Origin of the sequence: Roseateles sp., assembly GCF_049240545.1 — a bacterium.
Taxonomy (GTDB): domain Bacteria; phylum Pseudomonadota; class Gammaproteobacteria; order Burkholderiales; family Burkholderiaceae_C; genus Paucibacter_A.
In genome coordinates this window covers 1-6,249 of record NZ_JBMLSK010000255.1, presented here as the reverse complement: position 1 = coordinate 6,249, position 6,249 = coordinate 1, and the positions used below count along the sequence as shown (strand labels likewise).

The 6,249-nt window shown below is 65.0% G+C and carries 7 protein-coding genes and 1 pseudogene; 2 read left to right on the top strand and 6 right to left on the bottom strand.

Annotated features, from left to right (window positions below; all coding sequences use genetic code 11):
• Positions 1 to 108 precede the first annotated feature (108 nt).
• The 4 genes and pseudogenes from ACOVRJ_RS16945 to ACOVRJ_RS16930 all read right to left on the bottom strand — a co-directional run.
• A pseudogene (locus ACOVRJ_RS16945) lies at positions 109 to 369 on the bottom strand (ATP-binding protein); the annotation flags it as partial.
• Entirely contained in the window at positions 366 to 1,649 is a 1,284-nt protein-coding gene (locus tag ACOVRJ_RS16940) for a type II toxin-antitoxin system HipA family toxin (protein WP_422045010.1), read from the bottom strand. The gene ACOVRJ_RS16940 and the pseudogene ACOVRJ_RS16945, both read right to left, overlap by 4 nt.
• Positions 1,649 to 1,891: a helix-turn-helix domain-containing protein gene (locus ACOVRJ_RS16935; protein WP_422045009.1), complete on the bottom strand. Its 243-nt coding sequence runs from the start codon at positions 1,889 to 1,891 to the stop codon at positions 1,649 to 1,651. The genes ACOVRJ_RS16940 and ACOVRJ_RS16935 overlap by 1 nt, the downstream gene beginning before the upstream one ends.
• 134 nt (positions 1,892 to 2,025) lie before the next feature.
• Positions 2,026 to 2,262 (bottom strand): hypothetical protein, encoded by a 237-nt coding sequence (locus tag ACOVRJ_RS16930; protein ID WP_422045008.1) that lies wholly within the window; start codon positions 2,260 to 2,262, stop codon positions 2,026 to 2,028.
• Between the two features lie 127 nt (positions 2,263 to 2,389).
• Between ACOVRJ_RS16930 and ACOVRJ_RS16925 the strand changes: the two genes are divergently transcribed.
• Both ACOVRJ_RS16925 and ACOVRJ_RS16920 read left to right on the top strand, forming a co-directional pair.
• Positions 2,390 to 3,766: a transposase zinc-binding domain-containing protein gene (locus ACOVRJ_RS16925; RefSeq protein ID WP_422045007.1), complete on the top strand. Its 1,377-nt coding sequence runs from the start codon at positions 2,390 to 2,392 to the stop codon at positions 3,764 to 3,766.
• Positions 3,678 to 3,932 (top strand): hypothetical protein, encoded by a 255-nt coding sequence (locus tag ACOVRJ_RS16920; RefSeq protein ID WP_422045006.1) that lies wholly within the window; start codon positions 3,678 to 3,680, stop codon positions 3,930 to 3,932. The genes ACOVRJ_RS16925 and ACOVRJ_RS16920 overlap by 89 nt, the downstream gene beginning before the upstream one ends.
• A gap of 512 nt (positions 3,933 to 4,444) precedes the next feature.
• On the opposite strand, the gene ACOVRJ_RS16915 is transcribed toward ACOVRJ_RS16920, so the two are convergent.
• Positions 4,445 to 5,227 carry an isocitrate lyase/PEP mutase family protein gene (locus tag ACOVRJ_RS16915; RefSeq protein WP_422045005.1) on the bottom strand — a complete coding sequence of 261 codons (783 nt, stop codon included), beginning with the start codon at positions 5,225 to 5,227 and terminating at the stop codon, positions 4,445 to 4,447.
• The coding region (locus tag ACOVRJ_RS16910) for a bifunctional transcriptional activator/DNA repair enzyme AdaA (protein WP_422045004.1) at positions 5,224 to 6,249 on the bottom strand (1,026 nt) is incomplete at its 5' end. The genes ACOVRJ_RS16910 and ACOVRJ_RS16915, both read right to left, overlap by 4 nt.

Sequence of the window (6,249 nt, the reverse complement as noted above, 5' to 3'; positions counted from 1 at the left end):
GCGAAAGGAACCGCCACCTTCAGCTCACGCGTTCAACAGACTGCGGGACATCGCCGGTCGACCATGGCGGTCCAGTTAAATGGAGAGCCCTGGAAATTCTTATGCAGCGACGGGCTCCTTCTCCTCGGGATGCAGGCCCACGGGGATGCTGCGACCGTTGTCCTCGATCTCGATGCTGCCGTCAGCCAACAAGCTGACAGCGATCTTCTTGGCGAAACCCGCCAGTGTCTCGTCCGCGGAGTTGTCGATGACTTCCTGAATGATGTGCGTGGGCGAGTCGGTGCGGGTGTACATGCCCGGACTCTCGCGCACCGGCTCCAACCCTTTGAGGACCCGGAAACTCGACTCGTCGTAGTCCTTCTTTGTCATGGCCTGGCCTTCATTGTCGCGGTTGTAGGAGTCACCGAGGTGATGGTCGCGAAGCGCGCGGGCCGAAGTCCTATGCGAGTCATGCTGTCGTTGATTGCCTGAACCAGGCCCTCGGCCTGGGCGCGCGCGTCGGGGGCGGAGCGCACATAGGCCCGCAGTTCGGCGATGGCGCCGTGAACACCCTGCTCGACCTGGTCAAGAGCCGCAGAAGTCTGCCGACTGGTCATCCCGCATTGCGTGCGGGCGAATGTGGCCAGGGACTCCTTGTCTGGAAAGGCTTTTGAGCCGGCCAGCGACAGCGCGAGGGCGTCCTTTGGCAGGTAGCGGCGCGTGCACACGACGTCGTAGATCGGCGCCAAGCGCACGTTGACGCCGAACCGGTCGTAGAGGATGCCGAAGTTCTTGCGGTGCGCGTCACCGTTGCCGACCGCACAGCTAAGCAGCAGCGAGCTGAAAAACTCCCGCATCGACGAGGCGCGGTGGCTCGGGTCGACAAAGAGGCGCAGGGAGGCAGCAACGTCCTCGTAAGAGCCTGTGTACTTGCCAGAGGTTCTCAACGCGGCCAGCACGCAAAGGTCCTCAAAACCGAGGTAGGTGCCATCGGGTGCACGGTCGAACCGATCAACGACCAGCATCGAGCGGTTCTCTGACATGCGGGTGGTTGCCGCGGGCAGGCCTGCAAGCTTGGCTGCGCGCATGCAGGTGTGCTCGTTGAGAACCAGTTCGGGATACTCGCGAGGGTCGAAGCCCTTCACGATATGTGTGGCACCCTTGTGTGACACCTTTGGCGAGTCGGCGTCCATCGCGCTGCGGATCAACACCTTGGGTTGCACGCCGGAGACCCCTGAATGCTTGGCGTAGCGCTGCACGAGGTCATCGAAGTACTCCTCAGCGCCGCGACAGGCAAGCAGTTGCGTCAAGTCGTGCTCAGGCACGTCTTCGGCCGACTGGCCGGTCTGCCCGTAGCGAATCCGACCGACCTGCGACTGACCCAGAAGTGCAAGCATGTCCAGGGAATCGAACGTGCCCAAGGCCTTGGCAAACATGCTCTCAAGCGTCTTGCGCAGGTAACCCTCGGGCAAGCTCATCTCAAAGATCGGATGCACCTCGTTCATGCTGTCGTACTGCGCGCGACGCACCGGCATCGTCAAGGAGACGGCCAGCTCCGGATGGGTATCGGCGAAGTAGCCGAACAGAAAATCGCCCTCGGACTTGTCGTCCCGAAATAGCGTCCCCACCCGGGCGCTGTCGACCAGCACCTGCACGCTGTCCCGGCTCATCAGCGCTGCTCCTTCTTACGAAGCTGCTCCAGCGTTGGGTAGTGGGCTTGCTCCGCGACCGTTAGTTCGAGCCCGACGTTCTCACACAGCGCCATGAGTTTGCGCACGCCAACTTCAATCACCTTGCCGCTTTCGATCAGGGACACCGTGGCCCTACTCATGCCAATCGATTGCGCGACATCGGCTTGTGTGCGCCGTTGCCGCAGCCTCGCTGCTCGAATTTGTGCGCCAATCTGGTCCAATCGCATGTATCAAATATAAAGCATTATTTGACTCAAGTGACATATTGTTTTGTATAGAATATGTCATCGCCAAAGCGGGCCCGTCGGACCTACGGCCGGCACTTGCGACCGCAACGGAGGGCGAGCACCGAGCATCAGCTTCGGCTATCGCTGCTGCCCCTGGTCTCGATGCCACGTACGGGGCCCTTCACCTGCACCTGGCAGCCCTTGCGTGCCCGATGCAACCGGTGCTTTTCGAGGTCCTCGCCCTTGACGGTGACGCCCTTCTTTTCCGCGGCGACCGTGACCGACTTGATGTCCTTGCCGATGGCCAAGGCAACCAGGGACTCGCCGTCACCCGCCGTCATCAGGATCACGCCCTTGCTGTTCAACGGTGGCTGTCGGCCAGGAGCTGACGGTGATGACGGGCAGCTTCCTGGCATCTCTTCGGTCAACCTCCCCGTCGGAAACAGTCGCACCGAGGTACTGTGTATATGCACAGTATTTCGATGCGGCCCCATGTCCGCTCTCACGCTGCCAAGTCGGGGCGAAGCCGCCAACGGCGCGCTCCGTTATGAGCGCCACCGCCCTGAGCAGACCACGCTGTACCGCCTGGTGCAGCAGCATGCGGCCAGCTTCATCGCGCACACCGAGGCCAGCACCGGATCGGAGCTGCCGCGGTTCATCAAGGATGAGTTCGACGCCTTCCTCGAGTGCGGCATCCTGGCCCATGGCTTCCTGAGGCTGCGCTGCGGCGAATGCGGTCACGACAAGCTTCTTGCCTTCAGCTGCAAGCGCCGCGGCTTCTGCCCGTCGTGCGGTGCGCGGCGCATGTCGCAGACCGCGGCGCACCGGGTGGACCACGTCATCCCGCACGTGCCGGTACGGCAATGGGTGCTGTCCCTGCCGATCCCGCTGCGCGTGCTGCTGGCCGCGCAGCCCGAACGGGTCACGTCGGTGCTGCAGGTGGTGCATCGTGTGGTCACGCGGCACCTGCTGGGCCGGGCCGGGCTCAAGCCCGAAGAAGGCCACGGCGGTGCGGTCACGCTGATCCAGCGCTTCGGGTCCGCCGCCAACCTCAACATCCACCTGCATTGCCTGGTACTGGACGGCGTGTACCGCTGTGGCGCCGACGGTGTGCCAACCTTCGTCGAGGCGGGTGCCCCGACCGACGACCAGCTGCACGCGCTGCTGCAGACCGTCATCGCCCGGCTGATGACGCTGCTCACGCGCCGGGGCGTGCTGGTGGAAGACATGGGCCAGACCTGGCTGGCCGAGCCGCAAGCCGAAGGCGAAGAGGCACGCACGCTGCGACCGCTGCAGGCGGCGGCTGTGACGTATCGCATCGCCTTCGGGCCCCGCGCCGGGCAGAAGGTGCTGACCCTGCGAGGTGCAGTGCCGCGCGAGGCTACGGCGCGCCAGCCCCTGTGCGCCGACATCGACGGCTTCAGCCTGCACGCCGCGGTGCGAGTCGAGGCCCATGACCGCAAGCGGCTGGAACAGTTGTGCCGCACCATCACCCGGCCGGCACTGTCGGACGAGCGGGTGCAGCTCAACGCGGCCGGGCAGGTGGAGCTGAAGCTCAAGACCCCGTGGCGCGATGGCACCACGCACCGGGTGATGAGTCCGCTGGAGTTCATGCAGCGGCTGGCCGCCAGGGCGACCGAAGGGCGCCCTTCGGGCACCCGTGCCGCGGCCGCGGCTGCATCTCATCCGGTTCCATGGGGTGCTGGCACCCAACGCCAAGCTGCGGTCATGGGTCGTGCCGCAGGGACCCGAGGGGCAAGAGCAGGCCAGCGAAGGCGCCATGGCCAGCAGCGGCGAGGCCGAGGCGGTTCAGGACCAGGCCCGGCCGCACCGCATCGGCTGGGCGCGGCTGCTCAAGCGGGTCTTTGACATCGACCTGCAGCACTGCCCGCACTGCGGCGCCGGGGAACTGAAGATCATCGCGGCCATCCTGGAGCGGCCGGCGATCGAGAAGATCCTGACTCACCTGGGGATCGATCCACAGCCGCCGCCTCGGGGACGGGCGCGCGAGGCGGGGCAAGACTTTCCTGCCTGAGCCGCGCCGGCCCGGCCGTCGCAAACACAACGTCCCAGGCTGCAACACCATGCGCAGCCGGGGCAGCAGTGCGCGCCACGGCAGCGCGAGGTCGCACGACGCAGGCTCAACCCCGAGGTCGAGGCAGCGACCCGCCCTTGTGAAGCGTCACGGGCCTGCCGAACCCGACCCAGGCGAGGGCATCGGCACCCAACCCTGACACTCCATGCTGCCGCAACCTCCGCATCCGGGCCCGCACCCGGGTCCCATGGCCTCCCCAAGCCTTGCCGAGGGCGTTTGAAATTCCTATGCTCCGATGTGCCACTGCCTGCTGTGTGAGAAGAGAAACGGCAACACCTACAGCGTGCACGGGTACTTTCCGAGCGAAGAGGTCCACGTCGAGGGCCCGACGAAAACCCATCCGCCGGCGAAGGCGCATCTGTGCTCCGGCAGTTCGGCGACGCTCCCCGCGACCAGCGGGGTGCAGCGCTGGTCGCGACGAAGCTGAGCTGCACGCGAACTGCCGGCCATGATCACGCGTTCATGCCAGCGAAGTCGACGGGCGCAGCCCAAAGTCCGTCCGGTTTTCCAGACATGAATTCTCCAGCCAACTCCTCGCAGCGCCCGTATGCGGCGATCGCAAGGGCTGGGCCGGCCGTCAGCCGTCGTACGCCAAGTCTTTCGAGTTCGTCGACGCCGGGCAGGCTAGGAAGCGCCATGACATTCAGAGGGACCGCGATGGATGCCGCGATCACTTCGATCTCGTCAGCGTCCGTCACCCCGGGGACGAATACACCATCGCAACCCGCATCAACATAGGTCAAGGCGCGCGAGATCGCTTCAGTGGCCCGGTCGCCATTCGCAGCAAGCCCGAGCAAGTAGACATCCGTGCGCGCGTTGATGAACAAGATGCGGCGATCATGGCTTGATCGGATCGCGGCGATCTTCGAAGCAAGGACTGCAGGGGTGTCATCGCCATCCTCGATGTTGATCGAAGACACGCCCGCACGTACGAGCGCGTCGACCAGATCCGTAACGTCGCCAAGCGCGTTCGAGTAGCCGCGCTCGATGTCGACGGAAAGCGGTGTGGCTGGACAAACGCGACGGATCTCAAGAGCGCGCTGAACGACCTGCGGTGGCGTCAGCGCCTCGCCGTCGCAAAGGCCCAGAGACCAGGACACGCCTGCACTGGTGGTTGCGAGGAGTGGCGCACCCGCCGAAACCACACGCCGCGCGCTCGCCGCGTCCCAAGCGTTGGGAATGCGGAGCAGGCCGGGCTTGCTCAGGATGGCACTGGCGAAGGACGTGGTGATCATCTTGAGGCCTCTGGCGTAATGGATTCGTAGTTCTCTGCCGCCGCTTGCTGTCGTTCGAGCTTGAGTAGGAAAGCCTTCCGTGCCATGCCCCCGCCATAGCCGCCCAGTCCGCCGTCGGACGCGACCACGCGATGACAGGGCAGAAGGATCGCGAGGCGGTTGCGGCCGTTGGCGCCGGCGACGGCGCGCACCGCCGTGGGACGACCGATGGCGTGGGCGAGCTGGGCATAGGAGCGGATCGCGCCATAAGGAATGCCGCTAAGCGCCTCCCACACGGCCTTATCGAATGCCGTGCCCGGCGCACAGATCGGAACGCTGAACTCAGCAAGGCGTCCACCGAAGTAGCGCGACAGTTCGCCCCCGAGTGTCCGAAGATGAGTGTGGTCGCCAGGAACCGCGGCATAGCCGTGGTTATGGCGCAGATCTTCAAGTTCCCTTGGCAGTGCGGGGCGATCGCAGAACTCGAGGAGGACGACACCCGACGCCTCTGCCATTGCAAGCATCGAGCCCAAGGGCGTGGTCAGGCGACGGTAGTAGAGCACTTTGCGCTCACCGGCCTTTCCGGGCGCCACGCCGAACGTCTTCTGGAACGCGTCGCGGAACCCGCTGACCGATTCGAAGCCCGACTCCATTGCGACGTCATCGATCCCCGTGCCTGATTTCAGGCGATCCAAAGCCAGCCCCAAGCGTCGGGCACGCGTGTACTCGGAGAACGTCGTTCCAAACCGTTGTTTGAACCAAGCGCGTACCCGCGCGGGGGCGATGCCGTAGGTTTCGACGTCTGCAAGCGTCCATCGACGGTCAGGCTCTATCTCCAGTGCGTCAATCAGTGGACGAAGCCAACCCGGGCATTCACCCTCTAGTTCGAGCGGGCGGCAGCGCAGGCACGGCCTGAACCCTGCCTCTTGGGCCTCGCCCGCCGTGGCGTAGAAGACGACATTGCTCGGTAAGGGCTTACGGGCGGTGCAGGTCGGTCGGCAGAAGATCCGAGTGGTCACGACGGCCGTGAAGAAGACGCCCTC